The following is a 22,243-nucleotide window of genomic DNA, read 5'->3' as shown; positions in this document are numbered from 1 at the left end:
ACTCCAATTAATTTGGCTATAGAGCCAATATTTAGGCTCGTATAAGCTGGAATGATGACAAATAGACTTACTGCACGACCGGCTTACCGGCCCGCACGAAACCCGGTTTTGTGACGCGCACTGGCATTTCACGATTACGAATCTGCACTACGGCACTCTCGCCGATACCGGCAGGCACACGGGCCAGCGCGATACTGAAGCCCAGTGTTGGCGAGAAGGAGCCGCTGGTGATAACCCCCACCTGCGCCTGACCCGAAGCATCAGTGAAATGCACCGGCAGCTCATTACGTAATACGCCTTTTTCGGTCATGATCAAGCCGACCAGTTGCTCAGTTCCATTAGCACGCTGCTGCTCCAGTGCTTCACGGCCAATAAACTGGCGATCTTCCGGCAACCAGGCCACCGTCCAGCCCATATTGGCGGCTAATGGGGAGACAGATTCATCCATCTCTTGGCCATAGAGATTCATACCCGCTTCCAGCCGCAGAGTGTCACGTGCACCCAGGCCCGCAGGTTTCACGCCAGCGGCGAGCAGTTGTTGCCAAAACTCAACCACCTGCTCTTTTGGCAGCGCGATTTCATAGCCCGCCTCGCCAGTATAGCCAGTGGTGGCGACAAACAAATCACCCGCCTGAATACCAAAGAATGGTTTCATTCCTGCAACGGCTTGTTGCTGCTCAGTGGTCAGTAAAGTGGCTACTCGCTGTTGCGCCGTAGGGCCTTGTACGGCCACCAGCGCCAGATCGTCGCGCACAGTAATCTCAACCTGATACGGCTCAGCATGCTGAGTGATCCAGGCCAGATCTTTGTCACGGGTGGCGGAGTTAACCACTAAGCGGAAATAGTCTTCGCGGAGGAAGTAAACAATCAAATCGTCAATGACACCGCCGGACGCATTCAGCATCCCGCTGTAAAGGGCTTTGCCCGGCAGGGTCAGTTTGGCAACATCATTGGCTAACAGGTAGCGGAGGAATTCACGGGTACGCGCGCCGTGCAGGTCGACTATCGTCATGTGAGAAACATCAAACATACCGGCGTCCTGGCGCACGATATGGTGCTCGTCGATTTGCGAGCCATAATGCAATGGCATCATCCAGCCATGAAAATCTACCATGCGCGCACCGCACGCTACGTGTTGGTCATACAGCGGGGTCTGCTTAGCCATCTTTTCCCTCAATATACCCATCGCGCTTAGCACTACAGGGGGGAGCTTGCTTGCTACCCGCAACGCCAAGACTTTGGGAATAACATTAATGAGTGTTTTGTATCGGCTCCAAAACCCACTAAAAACAGGTATGAGCACCGCTACGCAAACGATACCTTTTACCCAACGTTATCACCGAATCTATCTGGTAACCATAAGCTAAAATAAGCAATGACACAGGATGAAGGTATAAAGTGCAGGGCTATTATGCAGAGCTTTCCACTGCAAAACTGCGCACACAGGCACATAATTAACAATTAAGCAGTGAAAGTAGCGATGTTATATAACCAAACAGCCAAAACCCTATCAGATTCAACTTTTCAGGTTTTGGCTTGGCGTGAGAAAAACTAATGCGAAAAATGGACTGGAATTAGATTATTTCAACTGAAGAGGGAATTTCCCACAAAACTACTCTAGCCAAGCGGGCAAATCATTTAACCCCATCGCCTGCCGCACTAACTGCGGTTTAACCCCCGGCAAATTATCCGCCAGTGTTAACCCAAGATCCCGCAGCAGCTTTTTCGCCGGGTTGCTGCCGGCAAACAGTGAGCGGAAGCCCTGCATACTGGCGAGCATCACCGCAGCACTGTGCTTACGGCGGCGTTCATAACGGCGCAGGTAGAGGTGTTGACCGATATCTTTGCCCTGACGCTGTAAGCGCCGCAACTCTGAAACCAGCTCGGCGGCATCCATAAAGCCCAGATTAACCCCCTGTCCAGCCAGCGGGTGCACCGTATGGGCAGCATCGCCGACTAACGCCAACCGATGTGCCGCAAAGCTACGGGCGTAGCGCCCCATCAGCGGGAAGGTCTGGCGCTCACTCGCCAATTGGCACTGCCCTAAGCGCATATCAAATGCCATGCCCAGCGCTCGGTTGAACTCCTCAGCAGGCAGTGCAGCTAATTGGGCAGCGCGTTCAGGGGGCAGTGACCAGACAATTGAGCTGAGGTGCGGGTCACTAAATGGCAGGAAGGCCAGAATGCCGTCGCCATGAAATACCTGCCGAGCGGTGGCCTGATGAGGCTCTTCAGTGCGGATGGTCGCCACCAGTGCATGGTGAGCGTAATCCCAGAAAGTCAGTGGAATATCAGCATGTTGGCGCAACCAGGAGTGAGCGCCATCGGCACCGACAACCAATTTGGCGCTGAGCATACGATCATCCGCCAGGGTGATAAAAGCTTCGCTCTCCCCCCAAGCCACCTGTTTGAGGCTGGCGGGTGCTAACAGCGTGACTTCCGCCAGTTGGCTGGCACGCTGCCACAACGCCTGCTGAATCACGCGGTTTTCGATGATATGCCCAAGATGGCTAAAACCGTACTCATCCGCATGGAAAGTAATTTTGCCGAAACTGTCTTGATCCCAGACTTCCATGCCACTGTAAGGGCTGGCCCGCAGTGCTTGAATGCCGTCCCACACGCCAATTTTTTGCAGCAAGCGCTCACTAGCAGCATTGATCGCCGAGACGCGTAACGCCAACTCAGCAGTCAAGGGCGCGGATAGTGGCTCCGGCGCGGAGTGGTGCTCGAGAATGGCAATGCGCAGACCGCTGCCCTGCAAGCCGCAGGCCAATGCCAGACCGACCATTCCACCACCGGCGATTACTACGTCATATGATTGCATGCCGAAACATTTCCCCATGAAAATATGAAGTTAACTTACCCTAAAGATTTCTCGATGCAGGAAAGCGGCAAGCGAGAGACAAATTGGTCAACACACCTGCAACGTGACAGAGCACGGGTAAAAAACTTTAACGTTCAACCCAGCCCAATGTTCGCCGGGCAAATGCATCACGAACCGCCGGCAGGTACTCCATCGACATCAATGCCAGGTTACGACCCACCACCAGCGGCCCATAGCGGTTGGCAAACAGGCGAATCAAGCCATCGGTGACACCAATGGTGGCCTGCTGATCCTGCCGCCGCCGCTGTTGGTATTGGGCAAGTACCCCGTAGTCGCCGGGATCGCGCCCCAACGAGGTGGCCTGCGCAATGGTTTCGGCAAGCGACATCACATCGCGCAGCCCCAGATTGAAGCCTTGCCCGGCAATCGGATGCAGTGTTTGCGCAGCATTGCCGACTAATGCCAGGCGGTGGCTGACATGGCGCGAGGCGGTGAGTAGCTGTAATGGATAGCTGTGGCGCCGCCCTACATGGCGTATTTTTCCCAACCGCCAGCCGAAAGCACGCTGTAACTCAGCCAGAAAACGGGTGTCGTCCCAGCTATCGACTTGCTGTTGATCTTGTTTTGCATGGCACCAGACCAGTGAGCTGCGCCCCTGCGACATCGGCAGCAGTGCCAATGGCCCATGGCGGGTAAAGCGCTCAAAGGCACGGCCCTCGGGCAGCTCGGAGGTGGTGACATTGGCAATCACCGCAATCTGCTGGTAATCCTGCTGCTGCCACTGAATATTACAGGCGCGGGCCAGTGTCGAGTGAGATCCATCTGCTGCCACCAGTAATTTGGCGCTCAGTTGCTGCCCATTATCCAGCGTCACAGCGGCGGATTCAGCAGTGCGCACCACATCCACCACTTTCGCCGGACAATGTAACGTCACACCCGGTGCTTTCTGCAACAAGGCGAACAGCCGTTTACCGGCATCAAACAGCTCAATGACATTACCCAGCGCCGGCACGCGATAGTCGTGCGCTCGTAAATTCACGCAGCCGGAGTGGCCGCTGTCGCTGACATGGACATGATCAATGGCGGTAGCACAATCGGCCAGTGCCGACCAGATGCCAATGCGGTCCAGCTGTTGGCATGTCCCCTGCGCCAGCGCAATGGCTCTGGCATCAAAACCCGGATGCGCTCGGCTATCCGGCTGCTGCGCTTCCACCAACGCGACTGGCACTCTTCCTTGCGTCAGGGATGAGATAGCCAGTGCCAGTGTCGCACCGGCCATACCGCCACCCACAATGATCACGCTCATCAGTTATCTCGCCGCCGCCATTAATGCTTCAATGTCATCGGGATCTTTTACCACACTGGCGGTCAGGTTTTCATTGCCGTCAGCGGTGATCACAATGTCATCCTCGATACGGATACCAATGCCGCGATATTGCGCGGGAACATCAGCATCCGGCGCGATGTAGAGACCCGGCTCGATAGTCAGCGCCATACCTGGCTCAAGAGTGCGGCCACGATCACTGTTGATATAGTCGCCGACATCATGGACATCCAGCCCCAGCCAGTGGCTCAACCCGTGCATAAAGAATGGCTTATGCGCCTGCTCCACGATGAGTTGCTCGACATCACCTTGCAAAATGCCCAAATCGACCAGGCCAGTAATCATGATCCGCACCACCTGCTCCGTCACTTCGCGGATGCTGGTGCCTGGGCGGAACAGTTCCAGTGATTTATTAATGGAGGCGAGCACGATGTCATAAATCTCCCGCTGCGCTGGCGTGAATTTGCCATTCACCGGGAAGGTGCGGGTGATATCGCCCGCATAGCCCTGATATTCGCAGCCCGCATCAATGAGCACCAGTTCGCCATCCCGCAGTTCACACTCATTTTCGGTGTAATGCAGGATGCAGCCATTTTCACCGCCGCCGACGATGGTGTTATAAGCCGGATAGCGCGCACCGTGGCGGGTAAATTCATGCAGAATCTCCCCTTCCAGCTGGTACTCAAACATACCGGGCCGGCATTTTTCCATTGCACGGGTATGGGCTAGCGCACTGATTTCACCCGCGCGGCGCATCACGGCAATCTCCTCTTCTGACTTAAACAGGCGCATTTCATGCAGCCATGGCCGCCAGTCAGTTAAGGTTGCAGGTGCACGCAGATTTTTACGAAAACCGTTACGTAATCTTTCCAGTGCGGCAAAGACAATTTTATCCGCGTAGGCGTATTGGCCCTGCGCGTGGTAAACCACATCAAGACGATTGAGCAGCAGGTAGAGTTGTTCATCGATCTCATCGAAAGGTAGCGCCCGATCAACCCCTAACTTCGCCGGGGCAGCCTCTTGCCCTAAGCGGCGACCAAACCAGATTTCAGCGGTTAAATCCCGCAGCCGGTTAAACAGCACGCTGTGGTTATGAGTCTCATCGCTTTTCACCAGAATCAGTACCGCCTGCGGCTCATTGAAGCCTGTCAGGTAGCTAAAATCGCTGTTCTGCCGATAGGGATATTCAGAATCTGCGCTGCGTGTAGCTTCTGGTGCCGCAAAAATAATTGCCGCACTGCCCGGAGCCATCTTCGCCAATAGCGCCTGACGGCGGTTCTGGTACTCTTGCTGAGTCATTACACCCTCCTGAAATATCCGATTTTCATCATCCAACGCACAACCTGGTTGGTTCGCTTAATGTAGCGTCGGCTTGCGCATCTCTGGCGCAGTAGGTTTTTCTTGCGTAAATTCGATATGGCACAAAATAGAGGCCACGCGCACATACTCAATGACCTCTTCCAGAGATTGGGCTAGCTCTTCCTGATCTTCATCTTCGTCATAGCCTAACTGAGCGATATTACGCAGATCGTCGATGGCTTCACCCACTTCTCCTTTCACCTGCGCCAATTTAGGTTGCAGCATCCCAAGCCCTAGCAGGAAATGGTTCACCCAACCGGATAATGCATCAGCGCGCTCAAATACCGTAATTTCATCGCCTTCAGGGATCAGCAACTGAAACATAAAACCTTCATTTTCCAGTGCATCTTGTGTTGCTTGATGTAACTGCTGTAACTGCAAACCTAGCGTCTGTGGGAAGGCAACACCGTCATTGGTCAGGTCATGCACCAACACGCGCCAGCCCTCGTCTTTACTACCACCGCAGAGTATGCCGCTGATCAGGCCGTGCATTTCAGCAGGGGTTAATGCCACTGCTTGCTGGTTCAACGCCAGGGCAACGGATTGATAAGTTGGTAATGTATTCTCTATAGACATGCGTATTGGTCATCGTTGGCTGGATAAGTTCATGTTATGCTACCATCAAGCTCAGTCCCTATACCAGAAAACGCATAGCCATATTACCCTATAGCTTTCAAGATGCAGGCAGGCGGCAAATGAAGGAATCCCGCTGAACTTACACCAGCAAGTGATTCGGTGAGTGAGAGCAGCCAACACACCAGCAACTTGAAAGATGACGGGTAGGGGTTGTATCTTGGTAAACAGGTATATATAGTGACGCCCGCTTTGCAGCTATGAGCAATTTGCCTCTGGTTTTCAAGGCTGGCGCGAAAATTAGTCAGGAAGGTGGCATGTCTGCACAACCGGTAGATATTCAAGTTTTTGGTCGCTCGTTAAGGGTAAACTGTCCGCCAGAACAACAAGATGCGTTGAATATGGCTGCAGAAGATCTTAACCAACGGTTGCAAGATCTTAAAGTTCGCACTAGAGTCACAAATACTGAGCAGTTAGTTTTTATCGCGGCATTGAACGTCTGTCACGAATTAGCTCAGGAAAGGTTGAAAACCCGTGACTATGCATCCAATATGGAGCAACGTATTCGGATGTTACAACAGACCATTGAACAGGCGCTGCTTGAACAAGGTCGCATCTCTGAACGTCAGGATGCACAGTTTGAATAAATCTCTGTTGAATGATAGATTCAATAGCGAGTAAAGAATTTCTCTGAGGTGTTTGCCAGCGGGCCAGTCCCCTGAGCCGATATTTAATACCAACAGAATGTAGTGCCTCCGTAACCGGTGCGCATGCTCGGTCCGCCGAGAAGCCTTAAGGTTGCGACGCTGCGTTCACCTTGAACCATGGGTTCAAGGGTTACAGCCTGCGGCGGCATCTCGGAGATCCCTTTCTTAGCGGGTAACTTATATTTTGAGTTATCACGTTCATTTTGATATAAGCCACTATTCACCTCTTTAAGTCATCTGTCTTTAAGTCAACTACATGTCTTTAAGTCAACTACATGCCTCTAAACCCGCAACAGACTTTGAATCCACAACACGCCCTTGAGCGGCATAACATTCGCAAAGAAATTCGTGCGCGTCGACGCCTGCTAACACCGGAACAACAGCAACACGCTGCCGATTTGGTCGCCAGTCATCTCGCTGCCCATGATAAAATTCAACAAGCCAGCACTGTGGCGATATTTCTTTCCTTTGATGGTGAGCTGAATACCGGCCCTATCATTGAGATGTTGTGGCAGCAGCAAAAACAGGTCTACCTGCCTGTTCTCCACCCTTTCAGCGCCGGTAATCTATTATTTCTCCGCTATCGCCCCGATAGCCAGCTCATCCGTAATCGCCTGAAGATCCTGGAACCACAGCTTGATGTGCGTGAAGTTCTACCGCTCAATCAGTTGGATGTGGTAATCACCCCTCTGGTGGCCTTTGATAGCCATGGTCAGCGCTTAGGTATGGGGGGCGGGTTTTATGATCGTACACTGCAACACTGGCAGCAAGCTGGCCCCTACCCTATTGGGCTGGCCCATGATTGCCAACGAGTCGAGCATTTACCGAGTGAATATTGGGATGTGCCGTTGCCAGAGATTGTGACAGCCGAAAAAGTCTGGCGCTGGTGAGCTAGGGCGTTCAACATAAAAAAACACCCGATATTATACATAGCGGGTGTTTAGTCATATTAGTACAACAAACGTGCGCGGATAGTCCCTGGGATAGCCTTCATCGCTTGCAACGCTCTTTCTGCATTTTCCTCATCATCAGTTTCAACGTCGATCACGACGTAACCGATTTCAGCGCTGGTTTGCAAATATTGCGCGGCGATGTTGACGTTCTGCTCAGCAAAGATTCTGTTAATGCTGGTCAGAATGCCTGGGCGGTTCTCATGGATATGCAGCAGACGGCGGGTATTATCACCATGGGCTGGCAGAGAAACTTCCGGGAAGTTGACCGCAGACAGCGTGGAGCCGTTGTCGGAATACTTCGCCAACTTACCGGCCACTTCATCACCGATATTTTCCTGCGCTTCCTGAGTTGAACCACCGATATGCGGAGTCAATAACACATTGTCAAACTCACACAATGGTGAATTGAACGGCTCTTTATTGGTTGCTGGCTCTTCAGGGAAGACGTCGATTGCCGCCCCTGCCAGATGATTGCTCGCCAAAGCATCACACAGGGCCGGGATATCAACCACAGTACCGCGTGAGGCGTTAATTAGCATCGCACCCGGCTTCATCAGGGCTAACTGCTCAGGGCCAATCATATTTTTGGTGGAGTGGTTTTCCGGCACATGCAGGCTAATCACATCACTCATATTCAGCAAATCAGACAGATGGCGAACCTGCTGTGCATTCCCCAACGACAGCTTATTTTCGATATCGTAGAAGAAAACTTTCATGCCGACACTTTCAGCCAAAATACCCAGCTGTGTGCCGATATGACCATAACCGATGATGCCCAGTTTCTTACCGCGGGCTTCATAGGAGCCGACCGCCAGCTTATTCCACTCACCACGATGAGCTTTGGCATTCGCCGACGGAATCCCTCGGAACATCAGCAGTAACTCACCCAGCACCATTTCGGCCACCGAACGAGTATTGGAGAAAGGTGCATTGAATACCGGCACGCCGCGCGTGGTGGCCGCCTTTAAATCAACCTGATTGGTACCGATACAGAAACAACCAACCGCAACCAATTTTTCTGCTGCGGCAAAAACCTCTTCGGACAGATGAGTGCGCGATCGAATTCCGATGAAGTGGGCATCACGAATAGATTCTTTCAGTGATTCGGTGTCTAAGGCACCTTTATGGTATTCAATATTGCTATATCCGGCTGCACGCAGATTATCAACTGTGCTCTGGTGCACCCCTTCCACTAACAGAAACTTAATTCTGTCTTTCTCCAGTGATACTTTTGCCATGTCCCCGACCCTATTTTCAGACTTCAGATGTGGCTGCCGCTATCGAATGAATCCGGTCAGCACCCTGTCAACATAACAAATATTACGCAGGCAGCAATACAAACGATTGCCTACCTATCAGCATAACAATCAGCACAAGTGTTAATTTATGGAATAAAAAACTGGCGGTGAGAGGGTTAATGGCAGGTTAATAAATTGAAATGACAGAATGTGATATATATCACCAAATTTAACGTTTTTAAGAAAAGATATTTAAAGGCAAAAAAGTTATCAGGATGAAGCTGTATCACCTCATCCTGAAAATGATTTAGCCGATTATTTTACTATCGTCTTAACACCATCAGCGGTGCCAATCAGTGCCACATCAGCACCACGGTTGGCAAATAACCCAACTGTCACCACACCGGCAATTCCGTTGATTTTATTCTCTAACGTCACAGCATCCAAAATCGTCAGGTTGTGCACATCCAAAATAACGTTGCCGTTATCGGTCAGCACATTTTGGCGATATTCTGGCAATCCGCCCAGCTTAACCAACTCACGAGCCACATAAGAGCGAGCCATCGGGATCACTTCGACGGGCAGCGGGAATTTGCCCAGCAGATCAACCTGTTTGCTCGCATCGGCAATGCAGATAAACTTACGGGCGATTGCCGCAATGATTTTCTCGCGGGTCAGGGCCGCACCACCGCCTTTGATCATCTGCATATGGCCATTAATCTCATCAGCGCCATCAACATAGATATCCAGCACATCCACTTCGTTGCAATCAAAGACATGAATGCCGTAACTTTTCAGTTTATCGGTAGAGGCGTCAGAGCTGGAAACCGCCCCTTCAATTTGATCTTTGATCGAGCCGAGAGCATCAATAAAGTGTGCTGCGGTGGAGCCAGTACCAACGCCGACGATGGTGCCGGGTTTGACGTAATCTAATGCTGCCCAGCCCACTGCTTTTTTAAGTTCATCCTGAGTCATGGTGAGTTCACTGCCTATGATATGAAAAAACTGTATCCATTATAGAACATGCGCAGGATAAATCGTCGCAATAAAGCGGACTTGCGACGCGGTTAATTCTAGCTGGATCACAGTTATAGCGGTTTATTTATGGCGGGCACTTTACTCTTCAGCCAGAGTAAAATGACCAAAATATGGCGGCGAAATGTGGCATAGTGCGGTATCGACTTAATATTTGGAGAGATGACTCCGATGAAACGCCCAGACTACCGTACGCTACAAGCGCTGGACGCGGTGATCCGTGAACGCGGTTTTGAACGCGCTGCACAAAAACTTTGCATCACCCAATCGGCGGTATCTCAACGCATTAAGCAGTTGGAGAACCTGTTCGGTCAGCCGCTGTTAGTGCGCACAGTGCCCCCTCGTCCTACAGAGCAGGGGCAGAAACTGCTCGCCTTACTGCATCAAGTGGAGTTGCTGGAGGAGGAGTGGCTCGGCAATGATAACGGCGTGGATACGCCGCTATTGCTGTCACTGGCGGTCAACGCCGACAGTCTGGCGACCTGGCTGTTACCGGCATTGAAACCGGTGCTGGCAGACTCCCCAATCCGGCTGAATTTGCAGGTTGAAGATGAAACCCGAACCCAGGAGCGGCTGCGTCGTGGGGAAGTGGTGGGGGCGGTCAGTATCCAACCACAGCCACTGCCGAGCTGTTTGGTTGACCAACTGGGTGCGCTGGACTATCTGTTTGTGGCGTCCAAACCCTTCGCTGAGCGCTACTTCCCCAATGGCGTGACCCGCTCGGCATTGCTGAAAGCACCTGCGGTGGCCTTTGACCATCTGGATGATATGCATCAGGCATTTTTACAGCAGAATTTTGATTTATCACCCGGCAGCGTCCCCTGCCATATCGTTAACTCGTCGGAAGCCTTTGTGCAGTTGGCAAGGCAGGGCACTACTTGCTGCATGATCCCGCATCTGCAAATCGAAAAAGAGTTGGCGTCAGGGGAGTTGATTGATTTGACTCCGGGGCTACGGCAGCGGCGAATGCTGTTCTGGCACCGTTTTGCACCGGAAAGCCGGACCATGAGGAAAGTGACTGACGCCCTGTTATCTTATGGGCGTCAGGTATTGCGGCAGGACTGAGTTATTTGGCGGCAGGGGCGGCCGTTTGCAGCTCAAACACCACATCAACTTGATCATCGAAATGGATGGTCTGTTGTTCGTAAGTTTGGGCCGCATCCGTAGCCGGTGCTGCTTCAGCGCTCTTAAACATGCGGGCTACCGGCATCGGCTGGTAGTTCGCCACATGGTAACGAATACTGTAAACAGGCCCCAGTTTGACCTTAAACCCTTCCGCTAAAGAACCGGCCTGGCTAATCGCGTTTTCAATGGCTTTTTTACGTGCCTGTTCGCGATAAGTGTCCGGGTTTGCGACCCCTAACTCCACTGCGCGGATCTCATTTAGACCCGATTTCAGCGCCCCATCCAGCAACTCGTTCAACTTATCAAGCTGGCGTAGGGTGACCTGAACCTGGCGCACCGCGCGGTAACCTTTCAACACCGCTTCACCAGTTTTCTGGTAGTCGTATTCAGGTTGGGTGCGAATATTAGCTGCATTGATATCTTTCTTATCAATGCCACTTTTACGTAGAAAATCAAAATATTGCGCGACGCGGGTATCTGCCTGCTTTTTAGCATCGGCAGCATCTTTGGCCGATACACTGACCTCAATGGCGATGGTGGCGATATCCGGTACCGCATCAACACTGGCCGTACCGGAGGTGACAACATGCGGCCCTTCTGGCACTTCGGCAGCCTGAACTGATAGCGCCAAAGGTAACGTCCCTAATCCCATCATTGCGGCCAAAGCCAATGTCTTCAACTTCACGGTGCCTCCTAATATATGCATGACAAATTATTCATGGTAAGCCAATCTACGCCAACCAGATAACCAGTGAATTCAATTAGCCACAAATATATTTGCAGTTAATTACACTTACTGAGGTCCTATTGGCAGAGTGATTAATTTGCCGTCGGTAACGCCATCAACACATCAACCGTAGCATATCTTTCGAGGCATGGGATTCGGATTAATGATAAAACTCACAGATTTAATCCCTGCTGCGCTAACTGAAACGCGATAAACCACATCACGCCCCCCACCAGCAGATTAATCACCCGCTGTGAGGTGGGCCGGTTAAGCCATGGCGATAGCCATGCCGCCAGCAGCGCCAGTGCAAAAAACCAGGCAACCGACGCACTCACCGCGCCAAAAGCAAACCAGGGACGGACATCAGGTAACAGTTGACCACCGAGACTCCCCAGCACCACAAAGGTATCAAGATAGACATGGGGATTAAGCCAGGTCACCGCGAGCAGAGTGGCCACTATCGGCCAGCGGCCCTGTGCGCCCGCAGTGGCAGAAGAGGATGCGCCCTCACCCCGCCATGCGGCCACTAACGCCCCCCAGCCATACCCGAGCAAGAAAGCCACACCGCCCCACGTCACCAGTGCTAACAGCAGTGGTGAGCGGCTCAGTAGAGCGCTGCCGCCAAAAATACCCGCACAGATGAGGATGATGTCACTCAAGGCGCACAGCGAGGCACTCATCAAATGATGTTGCCGCTTGATACCCTGATTCATCACAAAGGCATTTTGTGGCCCAAGGGGCAAAATCATGGCGGCACTGAGGGCAAAACCTTGCAAAAATACAGCTAACATACTGTTACCTTTAGATAATACTCAGAGCTAACTGAGGAAATAGGAGAGCTATGAGCAGCATAGTACGGGGAGTTAGTCATCAGAGGAAATTGATATTTCTTATCAACTATAAGTAAAACTAATAACTGATAAATTTAAGGGCGCGGCGGGAAGAAGAGCGAATAAACGGGCCAATAACAGCCCGTCTTGACAGGATTTACCATGCGCTAGATTTACGCCGACGGGCTAGATTCCGCTTTGGCTACCTGATGCAAATGCACATCCATCTGCGGGTATGGAATACCAATTTTATGGGCATCCAGTGCGCGCTTGAAGCTCTCCATCAAATCCCAATACACCTCCATCGCATCGCCGTTGGTGGTCCAGACACGCACCGTGAAGTTCAGTGAAGAGGCCGCCATCTCATTGAGGCGAATCGTGACGCCCTGATCATGCATAATGCGTTTATCAGCAGCAATGATGTCACCCAGCACTTTCTTCACCACATCAATATCAGCATCATAGGCCACGCCAATAATCATATCAGTGCGGCGGTTCGGCTCGCGACTAGTATTGATTATGTTGTTGGCAATGATTTTGCCATTTGGCACCACAATGATTTTGTCATCAACGGTACGCAGAGTAGTTGAGAAGATCTGCACCTGCACCACAGTACCCGCTACCCCGCCCAGATCGACATACTCACCCGCTTTAAATGGACGGAAGGCCACCAGCAGTACACCGGCCGCAAAGTTGGACAGTGAGCCTTGTAGCGCCAAACCCACAGCCAAACCGGCGGCACCGATAACCGCAATGACCGAGGCGGTCTGCACACCAAGGCGGCCTAATACAGCAACGATGGTGAAGGCCAGGATGCTGTAACGTGCCATTGCCGCCAGGAAATCCGCGACCGTGACATCGATGCCCCGTAACTTCATGACCCGACCCAACATCCGCGAGACCACTTTAGCGATGATCGAACCGACAGTCAGGATCAATAGTGCCGCGACAAGATTAACTGCATATTGAATTAGCAAATCCTGATTATTGACCAACCAGGTACTGGCTTCATTGATACCATCGACTACGTTTAATTCTTCCATTTGAACCATCCTACAAAAAGCTCCCAGCGGGAGAGATTACGCAAAAAAATACCGCAAAATGCTGACTGATAAAGCAGACAACTTATCTAGGGTAACCAACAATGGGGCGTGTTGCCAATTTTGCCCGCCAATCTTAGCCGGAGATATCACACGATTAATCAATCACATTGGCCCTAATAGCCATTTTTAAAAAAATCGGGATAGGGGCTGATCTCACAACCAGCCTCCTCCCACACCACCGTACATACGGGTCCGTATACGGCGGTTCGGTTATGTTGATCGTCGCCTTCCTATAACTCTGGCAGGCCCAGTCTGACGAACAGGTTATTGGGAAGTGCTATGTTCAGCGCCGGGCTACAGCTCACCCGCCACTGTTTATGGCAACTTCCCACCGTCTGCGCCGAGAGGTCTTTGCTAACCCCGCGATTGTGCAGCTCTTTATAACGCTTGCCGCCCGTTTTCCACTGTTTCCAGAGGACACTCCGCAGCCTGCGCCTTATCCACCCGTTCAGCTCTCTTATCAGCGATGGCCACTCGTTCAGCCTGTAGTAGCTTTTCCAGCCCGTCATATATCGCTTTAACGGCTCGATTAGCTGCTCCAGGCTTCTGCCCGTGTTACGTCCCGTCAGTTCCCTTATCCGCGTTTTGAACCGCTTCACCGATCCCGGCGACACCACGCACCACACTTTCCTGCCCCTTATGAAGCTGTAACCCAGGAACTTACGCGACTCCGGATGCGCCACTGCGCTCTTTTTCGCATTCACCTTCAGCTTCAGTTTACGGCTCAGCCAGTGCGTCAGCCCCGCCATCACACGATTGCCTGCACGTTCGCTTTTCACATACACATTACAGTCGTCTGCATAACGGGCGAACTTCAGGCCGCGTTTCTCCAGTTCCTTATCGAAGTCATCCAGCAGCAGATTCGATAACAACGGCGACAGCGGGCCGCCCTGCGGCGTCCCTTCTGTCACCGGCCTTACCAGACCGGCTTCCATCACGCCTGCATTCAGGAACCTGCGGATAAGTGACAGCACCCGTTTATCCGACACCCGTTTCGCTATCCGGCTCATCAGTACATCGTGGTTCACCCGGTCGAAGAACTTCTCCAGATCGAGATCGACCACCCAGTGATACCCGGACCCAATATATTCATGAGCCTGTTTCACAGCCTGATGGGCAGAGCGCCCGGGGCGGAACCCGTAGCTGCTGTCGCTGAACGACGCATCCCACTGCATCTGCAACACCTGCATCATCGCCTGCTGGATAAAACGATCCACCACCGTCGGGATACCCAGCAGACGTTCGCCGCCGCAGGGTTTCGGGATGGTCACTCTTCTTACAGGGGATGGGCGATAGCTGCCGGACAGCAGTTGCGCTTTCAGTTCGGGCCAGTGGTGTTTCAGGTACTCCGGCAGTTCGCTTACGCTCATGCCGTCGGCTCCCGCCGCACCTTTATTGGCCTTCACTCTTTTCAGGGCTTGCCTGAGATTGACGGGTTCACAGATGGCTTCCATCAGCCACGCTGTTGACGACGGACTTTCTCTGGTCGTCGGTGCCTGCCCGGTTTCAGCCCCCCGGGAACCGGCGTCCGGGGCTTCACCCCTTCTTCGGGCTTCAGGGCCGCGATGCGTTTTCTGCTGCATGACCGTTCAGAACCTCCGCTGATACTCGTCACTCATTACCGTTCGGGCCTTCAGACGTCACGTCCTACTATGCCCTCTGCTGACTCCTGTCCACCGGTCAGCGCACCTTACGATGCACTCAGTTCTGAATACAGAACGCCGGACAGGCCTCCCGGGGTAAGCTCAGCCGCTTTCACCACACACCTGCCCAATCTACCACCCCGGCTCTTGATGGTTATGGCCTTCGCAATCACATGCTTGCTCCGCCAGTCGGGTAGGCCTTATATCGGGTTTCTGTCCGTCAGGTCATGGTTTTGCTCCACGCTTCCTTCAGACCCCGCCTCACGACGACGCCCTTGCGCTTCACTAGTCCTTCGCCACCATCAGGCTGGACAGGGGACTTTCACCCCCGAGCTGCTGAGCATGCCCGGCACACACGAAAAAAGGCCCCGCAGGGCCTTTCATATCGTGTGAAGCAGTATCGAATTACAGAACGTCTTTCGCGTTCAGTTCTTCAAATGCTTTTTCCAAACGAGCGATCATAGTCACCTGGGCTGCACGCAGCCACGCACGTGGATCGTAGAATTTCTTGTTAGGTTTGTCCGCGCCTTCTGGGTTACCCAGTTGGCCTTGCAGATAGCCTTCGTTCTTTTTGTAGTAGTTCAGAATACCTTCCCACGTCGCCCATTGGGTGTCGGTGTCGATATTCATTTTAACTACGCCGTAGCTTACCGCTTCTTTGATTTCAGCAGCAGTTGAACCTGAACCGCCATGGAACACGAAGTTCAGACTGTTGTGCGGCAGGTTGTGTTTCTTAGAAACATAATCCTGAGAATCACGCAGAATAGTCGGGGTCAGTTTCACGTTACCTGGTTTGTAAACACCGTGTACGTTACCGAAAGAGGCAGCGATGGTGAAACGTGGGCTGATGGCGTTCAGTTTTTCGTAAGCGTAATCAACATCTTGTGGTTGAGTGTACAGCGAAGATGCGTCCATGTGGCTGTTGTCCACGCCATCTTCTTCACCACCAGTACAACCCAGTTCGATCTCCAGTGTCATACCCAGTTTCGCCATGCGAGTCAGGTATTTGCTGCAAATTTCGATGTTCTCTTCCAGAGACTCTTCTGACAGGTCAATCATGTGAGAAGAGAACAGTGGTTTGCCGGTCGCTGCGAAATGTTTTTCGCCCGCGTCCAACAAGCCGTCTAACCATGGCAGCAACTTCTTGGCGCAATGGTCAGTGTGCAGAATAACCGGAACACCATAGTGTTCAGCCATTTGATGCACGTGGTGGGCGCCAGAGATAGCACCCAGAATAGCAGCGCCTTGGCCTTCTGCTTTCACGCCTTTACCTGCGATAAATGCAGCGCCGCCGTTAGAGAACTGAACGATAACCGGCGCACGCACTTTGGCTGCTGTTTCCAGCACTGCGTTGATAGAGTCGGTGCCGACACAGTTAACTGCTGGCAAAGCAAAGTTGTTCTCTTTTGCTACTGCGAACACTTTCTGAACGTCATCACCTGTGATGACACCTGGTTTTACGAAATCAAAAATTTTAGACATGTACGTTGTCCTGTTTCGTCGACTGAAGATAGCAGCTATCCGATGGGATAGGCCCTAAATGTAAATCGGTTTCGCTTGCCTAGCTGCATGAGCTAACAGCGAAACGGGCGGCTTTCGCCCCCCGTTATCTAAATTACTGCTTAGCGCGCTCTTCCAGCATCACAACCGCTGGCAGTTTTTTCCCTTCAACGAACTCAAGGAATGCACCGCCGCCAGTAGAGATGTAGGAGATTTGGTCAGCAATACCGAACAGATCGATTGCTGCCAGTGTGTCACCGCCGCCTGCGATAGAGAATGCTTCGCTGTCTGCGATAGCACGAGCGACGATCTCGGTCCCTTTACGGAAGTTAGGGAACTCAAACACGCCAACAGGGCCATTCCACAGAATGGTTTTGGCATTTTTCAGGATCTCAGCCAGACGCTCCGCAGAGACGTCGCCCAAGTCCAAAATTTGCTCATCATCTTTAATTTGATCAGCAGGTTTCAGTGTTGCAGCGGCAGTTTCAGAGAACTCGGTCGCAACACGAACATCAGTTGGAACTGGGATATCGCAAGTTTCCAGCAGGCGTTTTGCTTCTGGGATCAGGTCTGCTTCGTACAGCGATTTGCCCACATTGTGGCCTTGAGCGGCAACAAAGGTGTTTGCAATACCACCACCAACAATCAGCTGGTCAGCGATTTTAGATAGCGCACCCAGCACCGTCAGTTTAGTTGAAACTTTAGAACCACCCACGATAGCAACCATTGGGCGCGCTGGGTTACCCAATGCTTTACCCAGTGCTTCCAGCTCTGCTGACAACAGCGGGCCGGCGCACGCGATAGGGGCAAATTTACCCACGCCGTGAGTCGACGCCTGAGCACGGTGAGCAGTACCAAATGCATCCATCACATACACATCACAAAGTGCGGCATATTTCTTGGATAGCGTTTCGTCGTCTTTCTTCTCGCCTTTGTTAAAGCGAACGTTTTCCAGAACAACCAACTCGCCAGCTGCAATTTCAACGCCGTCCAGATAGTCTTTCGCCAGACGTACCGGAGCAGACAATTTGTCTTTCAGGTAGTTAACGACTGGCAGTAAGGAGAACTCTTCGTTGTACTCGCCTTCGGTCGGGCGACCCAGGTGAGAGGTAACCATTACTTTAGCGCCTTGCTTCAGTGCCGCTTCAATGGTCGGCAGAGATGCACGGATACGCGCATCAGAAGTCACTTTGCCATCTTTTACCGGAACATTGAGGTCCGCACGGATCAGCACGCGAAGGCCTGCCAGATCCAGATCGGTCATCTTAATTACAGACATGGTGAATCCTCTTGTTGATTCTCTTTAAAGTTGCATAAGCTGCACATCAACGCTGATATAACCGCAATAAATCACGGAAAAACAATACGTTGGCATACCATACTAGAAACCACTGCGGGCCATCGCCAATGTCGTATCCAACATTCTATTGGCGAAACCCCATTCGTTATCGCACCATACCAACGTCTTAATCAGGTGCTGCCCACTGACCCGCGTCTGGGTGCAATCGACAATTGCACTGTGCGGATCATGGTTAAAATCGGTCGACACCAAAGGTAATTCCGTATAGTCAACTATACCACGAAATGAGCCTCTTGCTGCCTTTTGCAAAAGCTGGTTAACCTCAGCCACGCCAACCGGGCTTGTCACGCTAACGCTTAAATCGATAGCCGTCACATTGATGGTCGGCACCCGTACCGAGATAGCTTCAAACCTGTCGCAAAACTTCGGAAAAATACGGGTAATCCCTGCGGCCAGTTTAGTATCCACGGGGATAATCGACTGACTTGCTGCCCGGGTACGACGTAAATCTTGATGATAAGCATCAATAACGGGCTGGTCATTCATTGATGAATGAATGGTGGTCACAGTGCCGGACTCAATACCATAAGCATCATCCAGCAACTGAATAATAGGAATAATACAGTTCGTGGTACAGGAGGCGTTGGAGACAATTCGGTGTTCAGCCAGTAAATCCTGATGGTTAACACCATAGACCACAGTCGCATCCAAATCATGACCACCGGGATGGGCAAACAGTACCTTTTTGGCACCGGAGGTTAAGTGCGCCTCGCCATCTGCGCGGCTGCCATACACGCCGCTACAATCCAGAACCACATCAATTCCTAACTCACCCCAGGGTAACTGCCCGATCTCTGGCTGATGTATCAGCCGGATAATATCGTCCCCGACGTATAAACTGTCGCACTCCTGACGAACATCCCAGGCAAACCGGCCATGGCTGGAGTCATACTTCAACAGATGGGCCATCCCTTCCGCATTCGCCAACTCATTAATCGCAACGACTGAAATTTCTGCCCGGCGACCCGATTCATACAATGCGCGTAAAACGCTACGGCCAATGCGGCCAAAGCCATTTATCGCTATGCGGATTGTCATGTTACTCCCTGATTCTGGTTATTATCATGCAACCCTATAGCCTACTGCACTGCCCCCTAAGATGGTAATCGTCTTATCACAATTCAGCCAGAATACATCCGACTTTTTCCTCAGCGAATTTGGCTGAAATGGAAAACCAATCATGACTGAAACGCTTCAGCCAGAATAAACCAAACCAATCATAAAAGGAATATCTGCCTGATAAAGGGCACAATTCATCCATCAATTGGCGAAAAAAAAGACCGCCGAAGCGGTCTTTTAACAGGTGCATTACCGAGATTATCATTACCCTTTACAGGTCGCTCATCTCTAGCGATAAATTACTTCAACAGCGCCTGAGCTTTCGCCACCACGTTTTCTACGGTGAAGCCAAACTCTTTGAACAGCAAGTCAGCTGGAGCAGATTCACCGAAGGAGTGCATACCCACAACTGCGCCATTCAGGCCAACATATTTGTACCAGTAATCAGCAATACCTGCTTCTACTGCAACGCGAGCACTGACAGCAGATGGCAATACTGATTCACGGTAAGCCGCGTCTTGTTTGTCGAATGCATCAGTTGATGGCATCGAAACAACGCGCACTTTGCGGCCAGCGGCGGTCAGTTGATCCGCAGCAGCCACCGCCAGTTCAACCTCAGAACCGGTCGCGATAAAGATCAGTTCAGGAAGGCCGGCACAATCTTTCAGCACATAAGCGCCTTTAGCGATGTTGGCTAACTGCTCGGCAGTACGTGGCTGTTGTGCCAGATTCTGACGGGAGAAGATCAGTGCGCTTGGGCCATCTTTACGTTCCAATGCATACTGCCATGCCACCGCAGATTCAACCTGGTCACACGGACGCCAGGTGCTCATGTTCGGTGTGACACGCAAGCTCGCCATCTGCTCAACGGGTTGATGGGTTGGGCCATCCTCCCCCAGACCGATGGAGTCATGGGTGTAAACGAATACGCTGCGAATCTTCATCAGTGCCGCCATGCGCACTGCGTTACGGGCATATTCTACAAACATCAGGAAGGTTGCGCCGTAAGGGATGAACCCGCCGTGCAGAGCAATACCATTCATGATGGCAGACATACCAAATTCACGGACACCGTAGTGAATGTAGTTACCAGCCAGATCGTCACTCAGAGATTTAGAGCCAGACCAGATAGTTAGGTTGCTTGGTGCCAGGTCAGCGGAACCGCCGAGGAATTCAGGTAACACTTTACCGAAAGCTTCCAGCGCATTTTGTGAGGCTTTGCGGCTAGCAATATTAGCCGGGTTAGCTTGCAGCTGTTCGATAAATTTCTTCGATTCAGTCGCCCAGTTAGCTGGCAGCTCACCGCTTACGCGGCGTTTGAATTCAGCAGCCAGTTCTGGATACGCTTTAGCATAAGCGGCAAACTTCTCGTTCCAGGCCGCTTCTTTCGCCTGGCCCGCTTCTTTCGCATCCCACGCCGCATAGATATCCTGCGGGATTTCGAATGGCGGGTATTTCCAGCCCAGTGCGACACGGGTAGCCGCAACTTCATCGGCACCTAATGGTGCGCCATGTGAGTCATGAGTACCGGCTTTCTTCGGTGAGCCAAAACCGATAATAGTTTTGCACATCAGCAGCGAAGGTTTGTCGGTCACTTTGTGGGCTTCTTCGATGGCGGCTTTGATGGAGTCAGCATTATGACCATCCACAGCACGCACCACATGCCAGCCGTAAGCTTCGAAACGGGCAGCAGTATCATCGGTGAACCAACCTTCAACGTGACCATCGATAGAGATGCCGTTGTCATCGTAGAATGCGGTCAGTTTGCCCAGCTTCATGGTGCCAGCCAGAGAGCAAACTTCGTGAGAGATGCCTTCCATCATGCAACCATCGCCCATAAAGGCATAGGTGTGGTGATCGACAATATCATGGCCAGGGCGGTTAAACTGCGCGCCCAGCGTGCGTTCTGCAATCGCAAAACCAACGGCATTGGCAATGCCCTGACCCAGCGGGCCAGTGGTGGTTTCTACGCCAGCGGTATAGCCATATTCTGGGTGACCTGGCGTTTTAGAGTGCAATTGGCGGAAGTTTTTCAGCTCTTCCATCGGCAGGGGGTAGCCCGTGAGGTGCAGCAGGCTATAGATCAACATGGAGCCGTGACCATTCGACAAGACGAAACGGTCGCGATCTGCCCAGTGTGGATTCGTTGGATTATGGTTCAGGTAATCACGCCATAGAACTTCGGCAATATCTGCCATGCCCATAGGGGCGCCGGGGTGGCCGGAATTCGCTTTTTGCACTGCGTCCATGCTTAGTGCGCGGATCGCGTTGGCAAGCTCTTTACGAGAGGACATGTTTTACTCCAGGTCGGATTAAAAAAAGCGTTCAAGTTTACCATTTTCTCAGATCAAGCATTGAAACGGCAATCACTAAAAACAAATGAGCAATACCCTTCATCTTTCAAGTTGCAGATGTGTTAGCCGCTCTCGGTTACCCGAATCACTTACTGATGTAAGCTCATCGGGATTTTCTCGTTTGCCGCCTTCCTGCATCTTTAAATCTATTGGCTATAACTTCCATATTAATGACGAATGGAATCTGCTGATTTTCAGAATTAAGCTATAGCTGTAACGCCCAAGGCACGGTAACCTCGCTGCGTTTTTAGCCACACAATGAGCGGGTAAACACTCGAGGAGCTGGAAGCGCCCGTTTTTGCAAACAGACCAGTACCAACCTTACTTTGCAACTACAACTTCGGGTAAGACCTATTGCCGACAGAGTAGAACAACCGCCGTCGATTCAACAGCTATTAATGCGATAGTTGACAAGAATGTGACAGCTACTATAGGCAAAGCGCTATGAATAGATAACAGCTAATAATGCGTTGTCGAAACCAATAGAATTGCCCTATCCAATGATAAAAATGGCGTAACCACAGGAAAA

The 22,243-nt window shown here is 51.8% G+C and carries 18 protein-coding genes and 1 other RNA gene; 4 read left to right on the top strand and 15 right to left on the bottom strand.

Going from position 1 to position 22,243, the window contains the following annotated elements; translation table 11 throughout:
• Positions 1-67: 67 nt before the first annotated feature.
• The 5 genes from gcvT to FFE93_RS04330 form a co-directional block, all read right to left on the bottom strand.
• Positions 68-1,165, bottom strand: a complete 1,098-nt coding sequence (gene gcvT, locus FFE93_RS04350; protein ID WP_005279331.1) for a glycine cleavage system aminomethyltransferase GcvT — start codon at positions 1,163-1,165, stop codon at positions 68-70.
• A 447-nt stretch (positions 1,166-1,612) separates the two neighbouring features.
• A complete protein-coding gene (ubiI, locus tag FFE93_RS04345) occupies positions 1,613-2,824 on the bottom strand; it encodes an FAD-dependent 2-octaprenylphenol hydroxylase (RefSeq protein WP_054872557.1) in 1,212 nt (403 codons plus the stop codon).
• Positions 2,825-2,951: 127 nt separating this feature from the next.
• Positions 2,952-4,130, bottom strand: a complete 1,179-nt coding sequence (gene ubiH, locus FFE93_RS04340; protein WP_138774846.1) for a 2-octaprenyl-6-methoxyphenyl hydroxylase — start codon at positions 4,128-4,130, stop codon at positions 2,952-2,954.
• A 3-nt stretch (positions 4,131-4,133) separates the two neighbouring features.
• A complete protein-coding gene (gene pepP, locus FFE93_RS04335; RefSeq protein WP_049602515.1) occupies positions 4,134-5,447 on the bottom strand; it encodes a Xaa-Pro aminopeptidase in 1,314 nt (437 codons plus the stop codon).
• 57 nt (positions 5,448-5,504) lie between these two features.
• The gene (locus FFE93_RS04330) at positions 5,505-6,083 is read right to left on the bottom strand and encodes a YecA family protein (protein WP_005277852.1); all 579 of its coding nucleotides are present in this window, start codon (positions 6,081-6,083) and stop codon (positions 5,505-5,507) included.
• Positions 6,084-6,397: 314 nt separating this feature from the next.
• On the opposite strand from FFE93_RS04330, the gene zapA reads away from it, so the two are divergent.
• The 3 genes from zapA (at position 6,398) to FFE93_RS04315 (ending at position 7,677) form a co-directional block, all read left to right on the top strand.
• A complete protein-coding gene (gene zapA / locus FFE93_RS04325; RefSeq protein WP_004715962.1) occupies positions 6,398-6,727 on the top strand; it encodes a cell division protein ZapA in 330 nt (109 codons plus the stop codon).
• A gap of 37 nt (positions 6,728-6,764) precedes the next feature.
• A non-coding RNA gene (gene ssrS, locus FFE93_RS04320) (6S RNA) lies at positions 6,765-6,948 on the top strand.
• 114 nt (positions 6,949-7,062) lie between these two features.
• Positions 7,063-7,677 (top strand): 5-formyltetrahydrofolate cyclo-ligase, encoded by a 615-nt coding sequence (locus tag FFE93_RS04315; protein WP_138774845.1) that lies wholly within the window; start codon positions 7,063-7,065, stop codon positions 7,675-7,677.
• Positions 7,678-7,736: 59 nt separating this feature from the next.
• Here FFE93_RS04315 and serA read toward each other — a convergent pair whose 3' ends face one another.
• A complete protein-coding gene (gene serA / locus FFE93_RS04310) occupies positions 7,737-8,978 on the bottom strand; it encodes a phosphoglycerate dehydrogenase (RefSeq protein WP_005277844.1) in 1,242 nt (413 codons plus the stop codon).
• A gap of 315 nt (positions 8,979-9,293) precedes the next feature.
• The gene (gene rpiA / locus FFE93_RS04305) at positions 9,294-9,953 is read right to left on the bottom strand and encodes a ribose-5-phosphate isomerase RpiA (RefSeq protein WP_138774844.1); all 660 of its coding nucleotides are present in this window, start codon (positions 9,951-9,953) and stop codon (positions 9,294-9,296) included.
• A gap of 231 nt (positions 9,954-10,184) precedes the next feature.
• Here rpiA and FFE93_RS04300 point away from each other — a divergent pair, with 231 nt between their 5' ends.
• Positions 10,185-11,078, top strand: a complete 894-nt coding sequence (locus FFE93_RS04300; RefSeq protein WP_005277835.1) for a LysR family transcriptional regulator ArgP — start codon at positions 10,185-10,187, stop codon at positions 11,076-11,078.
• A gap of 1 nt (position 11,079) precedes the next feature.
• On the opposite strand, the gene FFE93_RS04295 is transcribed toward FFE93_RS04300, so the two are convergent.
• The 8 genes from FFE93_RS04295 to tkt all read right to left on the bottom strand — a co-directional run bounded on the left by FFE93_RS04295 (position 11,080) and on the right by tkt (position 21,654).
• Positions 11,080-11,823 (bottom strand): oxidative stress defense protein, encoded by a 744-nt coding sequence (locus FFE93_RS04295; RefSeq protein ID WP_005277832.1) that lies wholly within the window; start codon positions 11,821-11,823, stop codon positions 11,080-11,082.
• Positions 11,824-12,038: 215 nt separating this feature from the next.
• Positions 12,039-12,656, bottom strand: coding sequence for an arginine exporter ArgO (gene argO / locus FFE93_RS04290; RefSeq protein WP_138774843.1), 618 nt, complete (start codon positions 12,654-12,656; stop codon positions 12,039-12,041).
• Positions 12,657-12,868: 212 nt separating this feature from the next.
• Complete coding sequence (gene mscS / locus FFE93_RS04285) at positions 12,869-13,738, bottom strand: small-conductance mechanosensitive channel MscS (protein ID WP_138774842.1); 870 nt, start codon at positions 13,736-13,738, stop codon at positions 12,869-12,871.
• 290 nt (positions 13,739-14,028) lie between these two features.
• The gene (ltrA, locus tag FFE93_RS04280; RefSeq protein WP_261368997.1) at positions 14,029-15,252 is read right to left on the bottom strand and encodes a group II intron reverse transcriptase/maturase; all 1,224 of its coding nucleotides are present in this window, start codon (positions 15,250-15,252) and stop codon (positions 14,029-14,031) included.
• Between the two features lie 594 nt (positions 15,253-15,846).
• Positions 15,847-16,923, bottom strand: coding sequence for a class II fructose-bisphosphate aldolase (gene fbaA / locus FFE93_RS04275; protein WP_004876708.1), 1,077 nt, complete (start codon positions 16,921-16,923; stop codon positions 15,847-15,849).
• A gap of 133 nt (positions 16,924-17,056) precedes the next feature.
• Positions 17,057-18,220: a phosphoglycerate kinase gene (gene pgk / locus FFE93_RS04270; protein WP_032898619.1), complete on the bottom strand. Its 1,164-nt coding sequence runs from the start codon at positions 18,218-18,220 to the stop codon at positions 17,057-17,059.
• Positions 18,221-18,322: 102 nt separating this feature from the next.
• Complete coding sequence (gene epd, locus FFE93_RS04265; RefSeq protein WP_005277815.1) at positions 18,323-19,339, bottom strand: erythrose-4-phosphate dehydrogenase; 1,017 nt, start codon at positions 19,337-19,339, stop codon at positions 18,323-18,325.
• 320 nt (positions 19,340-19,659) lie between these two features.
• On the bottom strand, positions 19,660-21,654 hold the full coding sequence (gene tkt, locus FFE93_RS04255) for a transketolase (protein WP_005277810.1): 1,995 nt from the start codon (positions 21,652-21,654) through the stop codon (positions 19,660-19,662).
• Positions 21,655-22,243: the final 589 nt, after the last annotated feature.

Origin of the sequence: Yersinia sp. KBS0713 (assembly GCF_005937895.2) — a bacterium.
In the GTDB taxonomy this organism is placed as follows: Bacteria; Pseudomonadota; Gammaproteobacteria; order Enterobacterales; family Enterobacteriaceae; genus Yersinia; species Yersinia bercovieri.
Note: the sequence above shows the minus strand (reverse complement) of the source record. Positions and strands in the feature narration are given on the sequence as shown.